The 15,336-nt window shown below is 64.7% G+C and carries 12 protein-coding genes; 3 read left to right on the top strand and 9 right to left on the bottom strand.

Going from position 1 to position 15,336, the window contains the following annotated elements:
- Positions 1 to 184 precede the first annotated feature (184 nt).
- The 3 genes from ABD283_RS13960 to ABD283_RS13970 all read right to left on the bottom strand — a co-directional run bounded on the left by ABD283_RS13960 (position 185) and on the right by ABD283_RS13970 (position 4,703).
- Positions 185 to 2,302, bottom strand: a complete 2,118-nt coding sequence (locus ABD283_RS13960; RefSeq protein WP_344225551.1) for a peptidoglycan DD-metalloendopeptidase family protein — start codon at positions 2,300 to 2,302, stop codon at positions 185 to 187.
- Between the two features lie 185 nt (positions 2,303 to 2,487).
- Entirely contained in the window at positions 2,488 to 3,012 is a 525-nt protein-coding gene (locus ABD283_RS13965; RefSeq protein ID WP_344225552.1) for a mycothiol transferase, read from the bottom strand.
- A gap of 146 nt (positions 3,013 to 3,158) precedes the next feature.
- On the bottom strand, positions 3,159 to 4,703 hold the full coding sequence (locus ABD283_RS13970; RefSeq protein WP_344225574.1) for an MFS transporter: 1,545 nt from the start codon (positions 4,701 to 4,703) through the stop codon (positions 3,159 to 3,161).
- A 194-nt stretch (positions 4,704 to 4,897) separates the two neighbouring features.
- Between ABD283_RS13970 and ABD283_RS13975 the strand changes: the two genes are divergently transcribed.
- Positions 4,898 to 5,437 carry a TetR/AcrR family transcriptional regulator gene (locus tag ABD283_RS13975; protein ID WP_344225553.1) on the top strand — a complete coding sequence of 180 codons (540 nt, stop codon included), beginning with the start codon at positions 4,898 to 4,900 and terminating at the stop codon, positions 5,435 to 5,437.
- Positions 5,438 to 5,452: 15 nt separating this feature from the next.
- On the opposite strand, the gene ABD283_RS13980 is transcribed toward ABD283_RS13975, so the two are convergent.
- A complete protein-coding gene (locus ABD283_RS13980) occupies positions 5,453 to 6,595 on the bottom strand; it encodes a M20 metallopeptidase family protein (protein WP_344225575.1) in 1,143 nt (380 codons plus the stop codon).
- Positions 6,596 to 6,791: 196 nt separating this feature from the next.
- Between ABD283_RS13980 and ABD283_RS13985 the strand changes: the two genes are divergently transcribed.
- Positions 6,792 to 7,577, top strand: a complete 786-nt coding sequence (locus ABD283_RS13985) for a VOC family protein (protein ID WP_344225554.1) — start codon at positions 6,792 to 6,794, stop codon at positions 7,575 to 7,577.
- 144 nt (positions 7,578 to 7,721) lie between these two features.
- On the opposite strand, the gene ABD283_RS13990 is transcribed toward ABD283_RS13985, so the two are convergent.
- The 4 genes from ABD283_RS13990 to ABD283_RS14005 form a co-directional block, all read right to left on the bottom strand.
- Positions 7,722 to 10,007 carry an FtsX-like permease family protein gene (locus ABD283_RS13990; RefSeq protein ID WP_344225555.1) on the bottom strand — a complete coding sequence of 762 codons (2,286 nt, stop codon included), beginning with the start codon at positions 10,005 to 10,007 and terminating at the stop codon, positions 7,722 to 7,724.
- Positions 10,007 to 10,843, bottom strand: a complete 837-nt coding sequence (locus ABD283_RS13995; RefSeq protein WP_344225556.1) for an ABC transporter ATP-binding protein — start codon at positions 10,841 to 10,843, stop codon at positions 10,007 to 10,009. Before ABD283_RS13995 ends, ABD283_RS13990 begins: the two co-directional genes overlap by 1 nt.
- Positions 10,844 to 11,084: 241 nt before the next feature.
- A complete protein-coding gene (locus ABD283_RS14000; RefSeq protein ID WP_344225557.1) occupies positions 11,085 to 11,873 on the bottom strand; it encodes a response regulator in 789 nt (262 codons plus the stop codon).
- Positions 11,870 to 13,093 carry a sensor histidine kinase gene (locus ABD283_RS14005; protein WP_344225558.1) on the bottom strand — a complete coding sequence of 408 codons (1,224 nt, stop codon included), beginning with the start codon at positions 13,091 to 13,093 and terminating at the stop codon, positions 11,870 to 11,872. The genes ABD283_RS14000 and ABD283_RS14005 overlap by 4 nt, the downstream gene beginning before the upstream one ends.
- Before the next feature lie 164 nt (positions 13,094 to 13,257).
- Here ABD283_RS14005 and ABD283_RS14010 point away from each other — a divergent pair, with 164 nt between their 5' ends.
- Positions 13,258 to 14,739, top strand: a complete 1,482-nt coding sequence (locus ABD283_RS14010; RefSeq protein ID WP_344225559.1) for a hypothetical protein — start codon at positions 13,258 to 13,260, stop codon at positions 14,737 to 14,739.
- Between the two features lie 3 nt (positions 14,740 to 14,742).
- On the opposite strand, the gene ABD283_RS14015 is transcribed toward ABD283_RS14010, so the two are convergent.
- Positions 14,743 to 15,318, bottom strand: coding sequence for a DUF3817 domain-containing protein (locus ABD283_RS14015; RefSeq protein WP_344225560.1), 576 nt, complete (start codon positions 15,316 to 15,318; stop codon positions 14,743 to 14,745).
- Positions 15,319 to 15,336 lie beyond the last annotated feature (18 nt).

Genomic DNA, 15,336 nt, shown 5'->3' on the forward strand with positions numbered 1-15,336 from the left:
AAGTCCTGACACACCAAACGTCACCGATGTCCTGACACAAAACTGTCACCAAAGACCTGAGACATCACAGTGCTCGAAAAAGGGATAAGGAACCTTAAACCTTTCGGTGCCGTGCAGCTGTCTCGGTCAGTCGGGTGGGAGGTCAGCCGGGTGAGGGGTCAGCTCGGTCGAACTGTCAGGCGTGTCAGCCTGCGGGTGCTGCTGCGGGGTCCACGTACGCGGGAACCTGAGCGAGCATGGTCTGCAGCTTGGTGAGTTCCGCAGTGGCAGCGTCCGTGAGTTTCTTGTCCTTCGGAGCTGCGGCGGCCTTCTCAACGGCAGCCTGAGTTGCGGTCAGCTGGGCCGTGAACTTCGGATCCTGCTGATCCACACCAGCCGTGACCAGCTGCTGCGAGATCAGTGGCAGCTGAGCATTCAGCGGCGATCCGGGGCCGAACTGCTGCTCCGGGGTCTTCGGCAACTCTGCATTCACGTACCACTGAGCGCGCTGCTGCAGCTGCTCGAGCGTGGTCAACTCAGTGATGACTGCGGTAACCGGATTGACCGTGGTCTCCGCAGGTTTGCTGGGCTCCGCAGTCTCCTCGTCCTCGGGCTTCTCGGACGGGGTACCGGTTTCGGCCGGTGCGCCCGGAACCGTCGGCTCTGCGGGAGGCTTGGGGTTAGCAGGCGCCTCGCCGTCTGCGGGATTGGTCGGCTCGGGCTTCTTCGTCTCAGTGGGTGTGGGCTGGGGCTTTGGAGCCTCGGTTTCCACTGGAGCGAGCGCAGGGGCAGGCGGGACCTTGTTGGCCTCAGCTTCTGCTTCAGCCTTCTTCTTGGCCTCGTCAGCGGCCTTCTTCTCCGCGGCTGCCTTGTCCTTAGCGGCCTTCTCGTCTGCCGCCTTCTTTGCAGCGGCATCCTTTGCGGCCTTGTCCTCCGCAGCTTTCTCCTTGGCAGTCTTATCCTTGGCTGCCTTATCGGTAGCTGCCTTGTCCTTAGCGGCGTTGTTCTTCTCAGAGGCCTTTGACGACGCGCCCGAACCACCCTGCGACGAACCGCCACTCGGGCGGGAATCAGTGGCATTGGAAGTTGCACCGGAGGGGCTGCCAGCGTTCACGCGACCCTCATCGGAGCTGTTGGACTTGGAGGAACTCCGGGACGGGGTGGGATCCGCAGAACGGGACTCGGTCGAGGGAGACTGCGAACCGCCGCCCCGGCTGGGCCGGGATTCGGCCGCACGCGGCTCAGTGGCCGGGGCAGAGGAAGCACCCTCCTGAGAACCGGAGGATGCGCCGTCGGAATCGGAAGAAGCGCCCCCGTCAGAGGTGGAACCGGAGGCAGTGCCCGCGCCATCCTCGGAACCGGAATCAGGTCCAGACGACCCCGCCGGGACGTCCTGCGCGGGCGAGGTTTCCTGGCTCAGCGCAATGATCTGATCCCACTCGTCCTCGGGCACCTCGGACATGGGTCCGTTGTCAGTGCCGGGTACGGAGCCATTGTCGGTGACGGCCTCATCAGTCTGGGCCTGGTCTTCCAGGGAGTACTTGGGACGGGATGCGGGGATGATGCCCTCGCCGGTTTCCCAGTCGAAGGACTGGGCGTCCACGGGCTTACCCTCGACCCAGGTTTCGAAGTGCAGGTGCGGACCGGTCACTCGAAGTCCGGTCTGCCCGATGGTGCCGAGCTGTTCGGAAGCCTTGAGCGGGTCGCCCACCTGCACCATCACGTCCTTGAGGTGGTTATAGGTGGTCTTAACGCCGTCCGCGTGGGAAACCTCCACGCGGTTGCCACCCCATTCATCCCAGAACACCGCGGTGACGGTACCTTCCAGAGAAGCGACGACAGGAGTGCCTTCAGAGGTGGAGATATCCGTGCCGTTGTGGAATTCACGGTCACCCGTATCCGGGGCTGTTCGCCAGCCGAACTGACCGCCGTCCAGCACCGTGGCTGGCTGGGCAGGGGCAATGATCGTGTTGAAGGGGAGTTCACCTTCGAAGGTTGCGGGGGCACGCTTGGCGGGTGCCACCGACGACGGCGCCGAACTGGCTCCACGGTCCGAGACGTTGCGCACCTGGCTGGCCACGTAATCCTGGGGGGTGTCCTCGACGTTCGAGATCAGGGCCTCGTCGGGCACTGCAGCAAAAAGGGAAGGTCGGGATTCGCCCTGGTCATCGGCCTGGGGCTGGCCGAACGTGCCACGTTCTCCTTGGTTTTCGGAGGACTCATTGGCGTACGCGGATTCCCACGGAGCCGGTGCGGAACCGTTGCTCAAGGCAACGCTGACCGCTACCAGAGCCGAAAACGAAGCGAAAGCGGTTAAGGCCATGGATGGGCGCTTGGCCGCCGTGTGACGTGCACGTGAACGAGCCATAATTAGTTGTAATCTCCCCAGATTCTTGACCTCGGTAACCGTTTGCCCTCGGCACCAATGGTCAGTACAGCAATCTTAGATGAATCCAGGGTTGATAAACAGTGTCGCCTTGCCCACTTAACCGCTCAATTCACGACATTTCAGTACTTTCCGTGCCAGGAATCCTGCACCAGCCCGCGAACGTACGCTGCTTGACCGAGGTGCTGAGCGGCATCATCGATAGTGGACACGATTCGCACCCCGCGGGTGACGGGCGGATCCCACGATTCGTCGATGACTTCCTCCAGGTCCGCGTCGCTCAAGGGGCGCAGGTAATCGACCGTCGCAGAGGTGACAGCGTCCAAGTATCCCCGCAGGAGCTTCGGGTCGCTCACGTGAACGCGCGCAACATCTTCCGGACCGTCACCGAAGCCGAAATCATTCGCTTCACGATCGAGATCGAATTTCCGTTCCCAGCCCTGCGAGGTCCAGACCTGGTCCTCGCCGGAGAGGTGCGCGATCTGCACGTCCTGCTGGCGAGCGGCGTGCCAGATCAGCCAAGCGATCGAGTTCTGCGTATCCCCGGGCATGCGATTGAGCGTGTCCTCGGAAATGCCGTCCAGCACCTCGCCGGCCACCTGCGCGGGCCGCTGTGCCGCATCCTCCAACAGTTCGTTCGCGCTCATTGTTCGCTGCCTTTCGCTCGACGTTTCCGCTGGTCACTTTACGACGACGCCGCCCGGCTCGTAAGGGGGGCTGCGTACCTGTGCCGCACGGGCCACGGCAGCCGCACTGCACAGGCACGGGGGCGGCTCAGGCTCCCAACTCCGCCTCAGTTGATTTCGATGCGGTCCGTGGGCAGAGGCTCGTGGAAGCGCACCTTACGGTCGGCACGCAGCACACGGATCATGACAACGGCGACCACCAGGATCGTGAGACCACCCAGCAAACTGCTGCCCTGCATCCCGGCAGAGAAGGCGGCCGTGGCCGAGTCCATCACGCTCTCAGCCCACGGCGTGCCCTGGGCTACGTCCACCGCCCCGCCCAAAGTCTGGTGGGCGGCGTCGTTCTGGGCGGGGCCCAGCGCCTGCGGAAGGTCCAAGTGGGACTGGTAGAAGGCGGTGGTCAGGCCGCCGAGTAGCGCCGTACCCAGCACGGCGCCCACCTCGTATCCGGTCTCGGACACCGCGGAGGCCGCGCCGGTCTTGGCTTCAGGAACAGATGAGACCACCAGGTCGGTGGAGAGGGTTGTGGCCAGGCCGGCCCCGGCGCTCATGACCGCGAAACCCGTCAGGACCGGTACCGCAGAGCTTTCCTGATCGGTGAAGCCCACGATCAAGAAGCCACCGGCGATCAGCACCAGACCCGCAACCACGGTGGCGCGCACGCCGAACAACACGGCCAGTTTGGCGGCGGCCAAACCCGCCACGATGGCCAGCAGCAGACCGGGGACCATCAGCAGGCCCGCGCTCATCGGGTCCTTGCCACCGATCAGCTGGAGGTGCTGGGTCAGGAAGAAGAGGAAGCCGAACAGCGCGAAGTTGGCCATCACGTTGACCGTCACACCACCCGAGAAGCGGGAGCTGCGGAAGAAACGCAGGTCCAGCATCGGATAGTCCTTGGCCACCTGACGGCGAGCGAACAACAGTCCGCACAGCACGCCGAACGCCATGACCAGCAGCCCTTGCAGCGCTGAACCCCCCGTTGCCAGGGACTTGATGCCGTACACCACCGGAGCCATGGTGAGCACGGCCAGCACAATGGAGACGGGGTCCACTGCCCCCGGGTTGGGATCGCGGGATTCCGGCAGCAGCAACGGTGCGGCGATCAGGAATGCCACGAGCACGGGAACGGCCAACAGGAACACCGAGCCCCACCAGAAGTGGTTAAGCAGGAAGCCACCGGCAATCGGGCCCAGGGCTGCGCCAGCACTGAAACCGGCCGTCCAAATGGCAATGGCCAGACGCCGTTCGTGATCGTCACGGAACACGGTACGCATCACGGACAGCGTGGCGGGCAGCAGCATGGAGCCGAACACAGCAATGCCAACGCGCGCGGCAACCAGCCATCCCGCGGTGGGGGCAAAGGCGGCCAACGCCGAGATCACGCCGAATCCCGTGGAACCGATCATGAGCATCTTGCGGCGCCCGATCCGGTCCCCCAGGCTGCCCATGGGAACCAGCAGGGCAGCCAAGATCAGCGGATACACGTCCACGATCCACAGCAGTTGAGAGGCCGTGGGATGCAGCGCCTTGGAAATGGCGGGCAGTGCGAAACTCAGCGCAGTGTTGTTCACGGATACCAGCAGCACCGGAAGCATCAGCACAGCCAAGGCACCCCACTCACGGACACCAGCTTTCTGCCGCTGATCGATCATGGTGGACACGATGAAGACCTCCTCGGTGCTCTGCTGCCGGTGACTCGGCGTTGGTTCGCGAAAAGTACTTCGTCGTACCGCGCGCAGCGGTGCCGTTGTGGCACGCGCCATTAATTTCTATACCGACTAGACGGTACAGTTAACGCCGAACGCGGGGCAATATTCCCCGGACCCGTTGGAGAGGTTTTGCTCACATGCCCCGCAAACCGCTGGCGCGAGACAAGCTGCTCGAGGCCTTCGAGCACATCGTTCTCACGGACGGCGAGCGCGCAGCCACCCTCGACGCCGTGGCCGCGGCCGCCGGTGTCTCCAAAGGCGGCTTGCTCTACCACTTCCCGCACCGGCAGGGCCTGGTGGATGCCATGCTGGTCAATCTCGAGTCACTGGCGGCCGAGGACCTCGAACGCTTGACAGCCTCACCACGCGGCGCCGCACGAGAGTTCCTCGCCACCTCGCTCTACGAGGACAGCGCGCTGGACCGCGCCCTGATCGTCGCCTCCCGCCTGATCCAGGCCGGCGACGACGCCGCTCGCGCCGCCTACGCAGGCATCGAGAAGAACTGGCTGACCGTTGTGCTCGAGGACGTGGGCGACCCCGTCGTTGCCACGGCCGTGGTGTGCATGGGCGATGGGCTGTATCAGCAGGCCTCCATGGGCCTACTGCCCGAAAGTTCAGCAGAGAAACAGAAAACGCTCGAGCAACTGATGGCCGCGCTGGACCGGTTGACCGCGTAAACCGGGGAACGCGGCTCAGGCAGCGGCGTCAGGACCCAGCAGGTCCAAGATCATCTGAACTTCGAGGGCGGTGCCAATGGCCAAGCAGTCCTCGCGCACGTTGAACTTGGGGTGGTGGTTCTGGAAGGCGAAACCCTGCTCAGCGTCACCGCCGCCCAGGATGATGAAGCAGCCGGGCACTTCGTTGGCGAAGGCCGAGAAGTCCTCGGAACCGGAGGAAATCTCGCCCTCCCACGCGTTGTCGTCTCCGGCCACCTTTTTGGCGGACTCGAGTGCCTGAGCGGCCAGAGCGGCGTCGTTGTAGACGATGTCGTAGGCGTCCACCCACTCGTACTCGACCGAGGCGCCGTACGAGGCGCAAATCCCATTGGTGAGTTCTTCGATGCGACGGAAGGCGAGGTCGGTGTCTTCGGCGGTGCGGGTGCGGACCGAGACGCCGATCGTCGCGTTATCCGGGATCACGTTGGGCGCCTGGCCCGCGTGGATCATTCCCGGGTTGATGACCATGAAGTGCGAGGGATCCACACTGCGGGACACGATCGTGTTGAGCCCCACGACCACCTGGGACGCCACCAGAACCGGGTCGATGCCGTCCTGCGGCATAGAACCGTGCGAGCCCTGGCCCTTGATCTTGATCCAGCCGCCGCCGGCCAGCGACGTCGCGGGGCCGGGGCGCACCTGCACGGTTCCCACGGGCGCGTTCATCACGTGCAGAGCAAAGATCCCGTCCAGGCCTTCCATGGCGCCGGCCTTAACCATTTCCTGCGCGCCGCCGGGATTGAGTTCCTCCGCGTGCTGGAACACGAAGGTCACGGTGCCGCCGAAGAGGTCCGTGTTCTCGGACAACACCTTGGCCGCGCCCAGCTGCATGGCGGTGTGGGTGTCATGACCACACGCGTGCATCACGCCGTCCACAGTGGATGAGAATTCCTCGCCGGTTTCCTCCTGGACAGGCAGCGCATCCATGTCCGCGCGCAAACCGATGTTCTTCGCCGGGCCCTGACCCGTGCCTTTGAGGACACCCAGCACCGAGGTGGGCGTGGGGCGCGAGGTTTCGATACCCATGCCTTTGAGCAGGTCTTCAACCCACTGGGAAGTGTTCACTTCCTTGAAGGACAGCTCCGGGTTGGCGTGCATGTGCCGCCGCCACTCAATGATCTGGTCATTGGGAACCGAGAATGACTATTGGTCGTTGGGTTGTACAGCCATGATGATCCTCCTGGGCGCCTCGTCGCGCCGCGTTGCCGTCAGCTTTCTCTGAATCTACTCAATCACCCTGGCGGCAGCTTTCAAGTGAACCTAGGCTCAACACTGCACGGGCGCACCAAGTGCCCCACGTGAAAGAAGTACCGTCATGAGCACTCAACCCACTGGATCACCCACGTGGATCGACCTGGGAACACACGACATCGACGGCGCCGCGGCGTTCTACGGCGAACTGTTCGGCTGGGATTTCACGGACCAGGGCGAAGACTTCGGCCACTACAACATGATCACCACCAATGGCGCGCCGGTGGGCGGCGCCATGAGCAGCTTGATGGGTCCGGAGGGTCCCACCGAGGAACCCCAGAACCCCACGGCGTGGACCGTGTACCTGGGCACCGACGACATCGAGGCAACGCTGAGCAAGGTCACCGAACAGGGCGGCAAGATCTACTACCCCGCCATGCCCGTGGGCGAGCTGGGCTCCATGGCCATCGCGGAGGATCCCGCAGGAGCGGCCTTCGGTCTGTGGCAGGCCAATCAGTTCGCCGGTTTCGAGTTCACGGGCAAGCATGGCTCACCCGTCTGGTTCGAGGCCATGGTCAGCGATTTCGACGCCGCTCTGCCCTTCTACCGCGACGCCCTCGGGTGGGACACGCACTCCATGGGCGGGGAGGACAACGAGGAGTTCCGCTACGTCACCAACGGCAAGGACGACGCCGCCACCGCCGGCTTGTGCGACACGTCCGCGTGGGGTGACATGCCGCCCTACTGGCGTCTGTACATCGGCGTGGACAACACTGACGAGTCCCTGGAGAAGGTCAAGGCACTCCGTGGCACGGTGCTGGATGGCCCCGAGGACTCACCTTTCGGGCGCCTGGCAACTGTCCAGGACCCCCAGGGAGCGGCCTTCCAAATCATCCAAATACAGGAGTAGTGTGCGGGGCGGCGGCGCCAGTACACACTGAGCCGTCAACACCCTGCTAGTTGGGGAGCAGGGCCCGTCATCCGATGGTCGGTCGGACGACGGGCCCTTGTTTAATGCCCCTGCCTGGAGATCACGCGGGTCTCTGAACGGGTGTCAGTCCACCCGCGCCATACCCTCCACCGGGGTGACCCGAGTGGCTCGTCGGACTGGTGCCGCCGAGGCCAGTACCGCTACCACCACGGCGGCCAAGATGATCGCCAGGTAACCGGGCCAGGGAACCGTGGGTTCCACCGTCATCCCCTCGGTCACCAGGGACATCACGCCCAGAGTTCCGAAGACCCAACCAACCACCAGGCCCACGATCGTGGCCACCAGTGAGATCACCAGTGCCTCACGGCGAATCATGGCTCCGAGCTGTCGACGGGTCAGGCCCAGCGCTCGCAACAGGGAGTTCTCACGAACTCGTTCGAGCACCGATAGGGACATGGTCGAGGCGATACCGAGCACGGACACCACCACCGCCGCTGCCAATAGCCCCAGCGTGACCGTGAGCATGATTTCCAGGATGGACACGTAGCTGGCCTTCTCCATGAGGGCGCCCTGCAGTTCACCGGGTGCAAGGTTCACAATCCCGGCGACCTTTTCCTGCAGCTCGCTCGCAGCGGAATTGTTGAGGGACTGGACGGCGTCGATCTGGGCGATCGCGCCTTCAGCCTTGGCCGGATCGGTGGTCTCCACACTCAGCACCCCGTTGAGCTCCGAGAGTTCCTGGACCTGATCGGCAGAGATCTGACCCGCATCGGCCGGGACGGAGATGTCCACGGGACGTTGCTGATCCAGCTCGTTGAGCAGATTGACCCTGGCCACGTGCTGACCCGTGAGCACCGTGGCCACCAACAGCACACCGATCAGCAACGCAGTGGCAGTGGTTGCGGTGCGCGCCGGGTAGCGAGCAGCGTTGACCGCCGCCAGACGGGAGGGCTGGCCACCGGGAAGGATGCGCCCCAGCCCCTGAACGAGCGGGGGCAAGTACAACCGCGAGGTCATGACCACGCCCAAGAAGCTCGCCAGACCACCGGCGATTCCGAGAAGCGGGTTGCGTTCCATCGCACCGAACACCAGGGCTCCAGCACCTGCCACGAGGATCAAGGCGCCCAGGACAATGCGAACGCGGGGAACGCCGTCGGCGGCGCGAGAACCCCGCAGGCCATCCAGGGGCGAGGCCCCGTGAGCGCGACGCGCCGGGCCGAGGGAGGCGATCATTGTCAGCACGATCCCCGTGAAGAACCCCACCAGTAGATCGCGCGGGGCCACCGTCACGGTCACCGCGCCAATGATTCCGGAGGCCTGGAGCACCACGGCAAGGCCCCACACCACGGCCACACCGACGAGAGCACCCACTGTGCCCAGGACCAGTCCCTCGGTCAGCACCGAACGGCGCACCTGCTTGCTCGTAGCACCCACGCAGCGCAACAGCGCGAGTTCACGAGCGCGCTGTGCAGTCAGCACGGACAACGTATTGGTCACCACCAGAAGCGCCACCAAGATGGACAATCCCGCAAAAGCGAGCAGGAACATGGTCAGGATGTTGGAGCCGGCGGCCAGTTCATCGAGTATTTCCTCGGTCAACTGTTCGGGGGTGACCACGCGCAGCTCCGTCTGTTGCCCCTGACCACTGGCCAAGATCTTGCCCGCGGTGGTCGTCAGTTCTTGGAGCCGGGCATCAGTGACCGGACCATCCAGTGTGAGCTGAATGGCCTCTAGCGGGCGGTCGCCGGACACCTGCCCGGGTGAGAAACTCGTCAAGCCCTCACCGGTGAGCCACACGCTCGCGAGCGCGCCGGTCGCCGTGGTTTCGGTCAGCCCGGACACAGTGAATTCCTTGGCCGCCGACGGCGCCTGCGCACCCTGCCCGGGCCCCTCACCTTCGCCGCCTTCACCGGCGGGCGCACCACCCATTTCTTGGAGGGAGAGAGTGTCCCCCACGCCCACCTTGTACTTGTCGGCGATCGACTCGGTCACCAGCGCCTGGTCGTCACCGCTCGGGAAGTTTCCCTCGGTGATTTCCGCGGGGAGCATTGCCGGATCCTCGGGCAGATTGGAAGTGGTCGCGGGAGTGCCGTCCGAGGACACGTCCTTCGAGCTGGGGACCCCCACGGTCGTGTACTGGGCCCACGCCGAGTCGACTCCGTCCACGCGAGAGAGTTCATCAACCTGCTGCGGGGTGCTGCTGAAACTGGCCATCGCGTCAGCCTTGGTGGTGATCACGGCGTCCGAGTTCTTGTACTGGGCAGCCAGGTCATTGGTCATGCTCGCGGTGAGTGTGCTCGACAGGCCGAGGGCTGCGGTCATGAACCCGGAGGACACCGCGACCACGGCGAGCACCATGAGATAGCGGGTCCATTGGAGTCGAAGTCTGGACAGGACAACGGTGCGCATTACCGATCACCATTCGCGGCGCCGTCGGACTGGATGCGGCCGTCCATGACCCGAACCACGCGATCGGCGGCCTGAGCCACCTCGGGATCGTGCGTCACGATGACCACGGTCTGGTTGAACTCGTCCACGCTGCGCCGCAGCATGCCGAGGACCTCGTGGGAGGTGGTGCTGTCGAGGGCGCCGGTGGGCTCATCGGCGATGATCACCGACGGCCCGGGGAGCAGAGCGCGGGCGATGGCCACGCGCTGCTGCTGACCTCCGGACATCTCATCCGGGCGGTGATCCAAGCGGGAACGAATGCCCAAGGTGTCCGCGAGCGCCTCGAGACGCTGGGAATCGACTTTCTTGCCGGCCAGCGAGAGGGGAAGTTCGATGTTTTGGCGCGCGGTGAGAGTGGGCACCAAGTTGAACGCTTGGAACACGAACCCCACGTGGTCGCGGCGGAAGCGGGTCAGTTGATCGTCGGAAAGGCCGGTGATGTCCTGGCCGCCCACCACGATGCGGGTGTTGGGATCCTTGTCCGGAACATCCAAGCCGGCGAGGCAGTGCACCAGCGTGGATTTACCGGAACCGGACGGACCCATCACAGCAACCAGAGTGCCCTCGGGGATCTCGAGGCTTACTCGGTCGAGCGCCTCGACCGAGGCCTCGCCGGTTCCGTAGGTGCGGGAAACGTTCGAGGCGATCACAGCCAACGAGCGCGCCTGCCCGGGCTGGGTGTTCCGCGGCGAGTTCTGATCCGGCTGCGCGGGCGAGTTCTGGTCACTGCGCTGCTGGGCCTGCTGCCCCCACGGCAGACCCTGCGATTTCTGGGTTTCGGTGCGAGTCGAGTTCATGCTTCAACTCTGTCCGAGACGGGACACGCGCACATCGGGCGGGGGTACCAATCCCGCAGGTCAGGGAATCATCCCGGGGTCTGAGACGGGTACATCGAGCCATCCTGAGGAATGAACCCCACCCCCCGGCTGAAGTTGTTTGAATGACCGCGCTGACAGCGTTCGCCGTGGCGTCTGCCATAGCTAAAAGTGCGAAACGCGCCGGGGAACTCTCATCCACGGGGCGTTTCGCATGAGGTTGTCAGGCGGTTACCACTCCGGTTTCGTAGGCGATCACCACGGCCTGCACTCGGTCCCGGGCACCGAGCTTGGCCAGGATGTGGGACACGTGAGTTTTGACGGTCGGTTCGGACAGGAACAACTCGGACATGATCTCCGCGTTCGACAATCCCCTCCCCACCAGCTCGAAGACCTCACGTTCGCGGGCCGTCAGCACGGAAAGTCGCGGGTTCTCCCACGGGTTCGACGCCGCCGCCGCAGGCGCCTGCCCGGGGCCCGTTACATTCCCAGCCACCCGGGTGGGTGACGCTTGGCTGACCGAGGTGGGAGCGTCATCGTCGGGGTTATCGGCGATCAAGTGGTCAAGTAACCGGCGCGTGGTGGAGGGCGCGATCACGGCATCGCCGCGGGCGACCGTGCGGATGGCTTCCAGTAGTTCCTCGGGGCGAGCGTCCTTGAGCAGGAATCCGCTGGCACCGGCGCGTATCCCGTCCAGGGCATATTCATCCAGGTCGAACGTCGTGAGCACGATGACCTTGGTCTGCGGGTGTGCCGCCAGGATGGCTTGGGTCGCCTCGATGCCGTTGAGCCTGGGCATGCGTACATCCATGAGCACCACGTCCGGCACGCACTCCGTACCCAGCGCCTCCGAGACGAAGTCCACGGCCTCCTGGCCGTCACCGGCCTCGCCGATCACCGTGAGATCCGGCTGGGAATCGACGAGCATGCGAAAGCCACCGCGCACGAGCGGTTGGTCGTCCACAATGAGTACTCGCGATGCGTTGGCGGACTCTGGGGGAATGGAACTCACGCGTCCTCCGTGGGGATATCCGAGGGGATAGTGGCCTGAACGACGAAAACGTCCGAGTGTGTGGCATGGGGGCCCGCCGTCATGTCCCCACCGTACAGAGCTACGCGCTCGCGCAGCCCCTGCAACCCGTGACCTCCACCGGGAGCCCGCGGGGAATCGTCCTCGCCGGCGCCGTCGTTGACCATCTCGACCCACGAGAAATCCGGCCGGTGCTCGATGGTCACGCGCACCGAACTCGCCTGCCACGCGTGCTTCAACACGTTGGTCAGACCTTCCTGGACCACGCGGTAGAGACTCAACTGCGCGCCGGTGCTCAAGGTCGGCGTGCCCGTCTCACTGAATTGGACGGGCAGCCCAGCGGACTTCACGGAGTTCACGAGCTCGGGGATGTCGCCCAGCTGGGGCACGGGCTTGGTCTCGGTCTCGTCATCGGTGCGCAGCACCCCCAAAAGTTTGCGCATCTCGGTCAGGGAACCGCGCGCCGTTTCCGCGATGGTCTCCAGGGTCTGCGCAGCCACGTCAGGGTTCGACGCCGCCGCGTACCGGGCGCCGTCCGCCTGCGCGATCACCACGGACAGCGAGTGCGCGACCACGTCGTGCATTTCCCGGGCAATGCGCGTGCGTTCGTCCTGCGCGGCGATGCGGACTTCCTGCTCCCGCTCGACCTCGAGACGGCGGGCCCGGTCTTCAAGTTGTTCACGACGGCGCCAGCGGTTGCGTGCCAAATCACCCGCCAGGAACGCGACCACCACGAACAGCGCGCTGACCACGAAGAACATCAGGGACGCCATGACCCATTCCAGAATCGAGGCCTCTCCATAGAAAACGAAGAACCACCGGCGGCACAGGAGAGCGAACACCAAGCAACCCAGCAGTGCGGCGATCAGCACGGCACGACGCTTCTTTTTGGACGCCCGAACCGCCACCGTGTACATCAGGCACGGCACGGCCCACATGCAGAGTCCGATGGCGGCCACATTGAAAACCGCCAGGACCAGCAGGGCCAGGGCACCCACAGCGAACGCCGTGGCCGTGGGCGCCGCCCGCCGGAAGAACAACGGCAACGCCACCACCGCAGCACACCAGATGCTCTTCCCCGCGTCCATCGCCCCGGCAGTCAGGAAGACCAGGGAAAAGATGATCCCGCCGCCCATGAGCAGGGCGTTACTGATGTGGGGGTGATTCTCCGCCCAGCGCGCGAAACGTACGTGAAGTGCCATCGTCACGAGGGTAGCGAGCTTTCACCCCGGGGAGCGTCGTGCTCGGGTATGACGCTTCTCGTCATTGGCTCATTGAGCTTTCATCAGCCTGCGTACCAAAGAGACAACTGAAACATACCCGTTAGTCACAACGGGCTCGTTACTGTTTCGTTACATTTTTGAACATGCGATCCAGATCCCAACATTCGCGTACTTCGCGCCGATCCCTGTCCATTGCCGGAACCATGACCGCGCTGCTGGCGTTGGTGGCCACCATCATGCCCGCTCAGGCGGCACCGGTTCCGACCACACCCAGCGCTCCCACCCCGCCCGCGGGTAGTGCGCCGGCCTATCTCCATGGCTTCCAGCAGCCGCAGCAGCTGTGCCCCGGCGGCCAGCTGGTTGGTAAGGTCTCGGACGCCATCGTGGACCCCACGGTTGCCGTTGCCGGTGGTCGTGGCGAGTGCACGCTGGCCGATATGAAGGCCGCCAACCCCGGCACCACGTTTTACGCCTACATGAACCTGGGCGCCATGTCCGAGCGCAGTTCAGAAAACGGCGCTTTCCAGCGCACGTGCGCCGATCCCAAGTCTGACGGCCGCCAGTTCGGCGTTCGCCCCGGCAACTCCCGCGTAGCCACCAACTCGATGGGGCTGGCCACCTACCCGGGTTGGAACTACTCGACCATTTCCAACCTCTCGAACGCGTACGCGGACGTCTGCGCGACCGCCGCAGCCAAGCTGCTCGAAGCGCCGTCGTTGCCCGGTCGCGTGACCAAGGCGGGTCCCGCCAAGTTCGACGGCGTGTTCTTCGACGACGTCGCAATGACCGCCGGCCACGGCCAGGACATGGACTACGTGGGCAAGTGGGGCCCGTGGGCGGACGACAACGCCTACGCCCGCCGCGCGACCGCCGTGATCGACAGCGTCAATCGTCAGCTGGACAACCGCCTCAAGCGAGATGTGCCGCTGGCCGTGAACCTCGGCATCTACCCGGAGAAGCCCTCCAACGTCGCACGGGCGAACGAACTGGCCCGCACGGGCGCCGTGGACTTCGCCATGCGCGAGTTCAGCACGCAGGACCGTAATGGTTCTCCCCTGTCGAACGCGTACCTACAGAAGTCCGCGGACGTGAATCGTCAGCTCACCGCCGCGGGCATGCCGATCCTCCACCACGATTACGCCGTCTCGAAGCGCGCCGTGGGCACCAGCGGTTACGACCAGGGCAAAACCATTAACGGCGGGGCTCAGTGCTTGAAGGCGGGCAACGGGGCAGTCTCCCGGGCAGCCGACATCCGCCGCGAACGCGACTACCGGATGCTGCTGGGCCAGACCCTGCTGACTCGTGACTCGGGGGCACGCGGCGTGAAGTCCGTGATCCCGCAGGTCGAAAACTGCCAGGATCAGATCGCGCGCAACACCGGATTGGCCGAGAAGGTCACGGACCGCTCCGTGAACCCCAACGCCGCCGGGGTCCGTGACCTTCGGGAGGCCGTGAACAACGGGGTTTACGGAACGGGTGCGCGCTCCACCTCGAATCAGGTGCTCGTGCGCAAACTGTCCAATAATCGCTACGTGCTGGTGAACCCCACCAACACCCACCGCAGCGTTGCGCTCAACGGCAAGTCGTGGGGTGTACCGGGCCGCTCAGCAGCTCTGGCGGGCTAATCCCTAGTTGAACCACTCGGTGGGCGGGCCCGCGTTCAACAGCACGGTGAACAACAGGGCCACGAACACCACCAACACCAAGGCCGAGAGAATCGGCCAGCGCAGGATCACGGCCAGGAGCCGTTCGGCAGCAGTCCGAGCAGGTTCCTGGCCGTTCTGCGGTGCAGCACCGGCCGGCGCCACACGCCACTGCGAGGCCAGCAGACCCTTGCGGTCCACGTGGCGCTCGAACGGCACCGTGGCGAACGGGACGATGGCCAGCAGCAGACCCAGAATCCCCTTGGATGCGGGCCAGCGCTGGTCCGTCCACACGACCACGGTGGACACACAGTAGGACAAGAACACGAAACCGTGGATGCTGCCGGCAATCCGCATGGTCCAGTCCGGTGCTCCCAGGGCGTACTTGCCGATCATGGCCGCGATCAGCAACGCCCACGTGACCATCTCCGCCGTGGCCACCACGCGGTAGAGCCCCCGGGGGCTCACACGCGGCGCATTGGTCGGAGACGTATTGGTGCTCGGATTCGCGGCATTGTTCACGCGCTCCCCCGATGCGGCTGAAGCTGACTGGCCGGGCATGTTTCTCCCTGGGATCAC

The sequence above is a fragment of the Kocuria atrinae genome, assembly GCF_039531425.1.
GTDB classification, from domain to species: Bacteria; Actinomycetota; Actinomycetes; order Actinomycetales; family Micrococcaceae; genus Kocuria; species Kocuria atrinae.